General features: G+C 63.9%; 2 protein-coding genes and 1 pseudogene. All 3 read left to right on the top strand.

Going from position 1 to position 2463, the window contains the following annotated elements; all coding sequences use genetic code 11:
- Positions 1–899 (top strand): annotated as a pseudogene (locus I5M_RS30940) (negative regulator of septation ring formation); the annotation flags it as partial.
- A 443-nt stretch (positions 900–1342) separates the two neighbouring features.
- Complete coding sequence (locus I5M_RS16170; protein WP_022722344.1) at positions 1343–2026, top strand: Crp/Fnr family transcriptional regulator; 684 nt, start codon at positions 1343–1345, stop codon at positions 2024–2026.
- A 12-nt stretch (positions 2027–2038) separates the two neighbouring features.
- A complete protein-coding gene (locus tag I5M_RS16165) occupies positions 2039–2443 on the top strand; it encodes a DUF6894 family protein (RefSeq protein ID WP_022722343.1) in 405 nt (134 codons plus the stop codon).
- The last annotated feature ends 20 nt before the right edge of the window (positions 2444–2463 follow it).

Genomic DNA, 2463 nt, shown 5'->3' with positions numbered 1-2463 from the left:
GCAATCGGCCGACCGCTTTCGCCGCGATCGTCCAGGGCATCAAGCAGATGGCATCCGAGATGCACATCGAGCTCGAAGCGACGCGCGAGGAACTGCGCCGCGGCGTGCTGGAGATCCCGCAGGAGACCGCCGAAAGCACCGCGCAGATGCGCAAGGTGATCGTCGACCAGATCGAGGCGCTCGCCGAGCTCAACCGCATCGTGGCTCGCCACGGCCGCGGCATGGATGTCGTCACGCCGGCGCGCGCCAGCGTGCAGCGTGAGGAAGAGCCGGCGCTCGCCGCTGTCGGCGTCAGCCGCAGCGAGACGATTGCGCGCGAACCCGCCCGCGAGCCGGCGCCCCGCCCGGCTCCGCGCAGCCGCGACTCCAGCGCCGCGACCTTGCCGCCGCCCGACCTCGGCCTGCCGGCCGCCCCGCGTCGCACCGAAGCGCCGCCGGTCGCTCCCGCCGCGGATCAGAATCCCGACGGCTGGCTGTCCGACCTCCTGAACCGCGCCGACACCGGCGCCGAGCGTCAGGCCCCTCGGCAGCAGCGCCCGGCCGCCCAGCAGGCGATGAGCGGCAATCCGCTGGAATCGCTGTCGCTCGACATCGGCCGGCTGATGGACCGCAACCTCGTGCTGGAAATGTGGGACCGCTATCAGCGCGGTGAGACCAAGGCCTTCACCAAGCGGCTCTACACCCCGGCCGGCCAGAAAGCGTTCGACGAAGTCGCCCGCAAATATCGCAGCGAGCGCGGCTTTAAGCAGACGGTCGATCGCTACATCACCGAGTTCGAGCGCCTGCTCGACGAGGTGGCCCGCGACGACAACGGCCCGCAGGAACTACGCACCCACCTCGCGTCGGAGACTGGCCTCGTCTACACGCTGCTGGCTCACGCCGCGGGCCGACTGGGCTGAACCCTCTCGCTCCGGACTGCGACGAAGTAACAACCAAGCGGAGGCCTCACGGCCTCCGCTTTTTTATTGGCGTCCTGGGGCCGCGATCCCTTGCTGTGGGCCGGCTGACATCCTCGACACGCCGAGATAGTCGCGGGCTGTTCCGCCATTGGTATCGGCATACTACTTTGCGGTATCGAGGAACCAACGAGATCACCGCGCGTCGACCCAAGGATTGGACTTCTAAATCATCGCCAAACCGCATCCCCGGGCGTAGCCTAGCTGATGGAAATGACCTCACGGGTTCTTGCTCGTGAAGCCAAAGCTATTGAGCTGCACGACTGAAGAGGAATTTTTCGAACCGGATCGTGTGCACTCACAAGTGTCCTCGCCACGGGATTTCACGAGGTACGCGATTGACGTCAGATCATTCAGCTCAGACAGCAACCAGATCGTTTCCCCGGATGGCGCTGACGCCGGCGGATCAGGACGCATTTTTTCGAGCGGCCTCCCCGCCACGGCACGCCGCGAAGGGCGAATGCCTGATCGAAGCGGGTTCGGACTTTTCGTCGCTCCTGGTGATTCGTAGCGGCATCGCGCGAAAGGTCAGAACGCTGTCGGATGGAACCGAGCAGATCGTCGCGATGTTCGTCGAGGGTGACTCGCTGAACGCTGGCGATGTCGTATTCCATCAATCCCAGAACGCGGTCTACGCGCTCACCGCCGCGACCTATGTGTCGATTCCCCACGGAAAGCTGAAGGACCTGCTCGACAGCCGCCCGGCGATCGCACGCGCGCTGTGGCAGGAGACGGCCGCCCAGGCCGCGATTCAGCAGGAGTGGATGATCTGGCTCGGACAGTGCACGGCGCAATCCAGGTTGGCGCACTTCCTTTGCGAATTGTCGCACCGGTTGCAGATCGCCAGTAGTGAGTTCGGCGGCGCCACCGAATTCCCCTTGACCCAGAACGATCTCGCCGACCTGCTCGGCATGTCGACCGTGCACGTCAACAGGAGTTTGCAGGCATTGAGAAGCCGAGGGCTGATCGAGCTGACACGGAGCCGGCTGCTGATCCTGGACAAGAAGAATCTCTACTCGATCGCGGAATTCGATCCGCAATACCTCATCGGGCAAAGGCGTGCAGGCTGAAGGAGCATCTCGGTGCCACGTTTCTTTTTCAACTACACGTCCGGCGGAACGACGTCCGTCGACGACATCGGGGTCGACTTTCCGTCACTCGAGGCCGCTTATCTCGATGCCTGCGAAAGCGCTCTGGAGATCGCCTTCGAACAGTTGCAGGCGCGCCAGGATCCGACCGGCGATGCGTTCGACATCTTCGACGACAAACAAAACGTACTGATCAAGCTGCCTTTCTCCGAGGTTTTGCGGCCAGCGGGAAGGCCGCCCGTCTTGGCGAATCTGCAGACCGAAATCGCCCTGGAAAATTGCAGCCGCGAAATAGCGCGGGGTGAGAAGCTGAACAGCGAACTCGGCGCGGAACTGGCACGGACGAAGGAGCTGTTCGCTGCCCTTCGCGCCAACCTGAGCCTTGTTAGTCCGTCTTGAGACCGGGACGGACGCGGTGA

This window comes from Rhodopseudomonas sp. B29 (assembly GCF_000333455.1).
Lineage (GTDB): Bacteria > Pseudomonadota > Alphaproteobacteria > Rhizobiales > Xanthobacteraceae > Rhodopseudomonas.
The sequence above is the reverse complement of the archived record's forward strand: the minus strand, read 5'-3'. Positions and strand labels throughout refer to the sequence as shown.

What these genes read in the sequence shown, in the direction of transcription:
- I5M_RS16170 (WP_022722344.1), top strand. Translation starts at nt 1,343, where the DNA reads ATGGCGCTGACGCCGGCGGATCAGGACGCATTTTTTCGAGCGGCCTCC.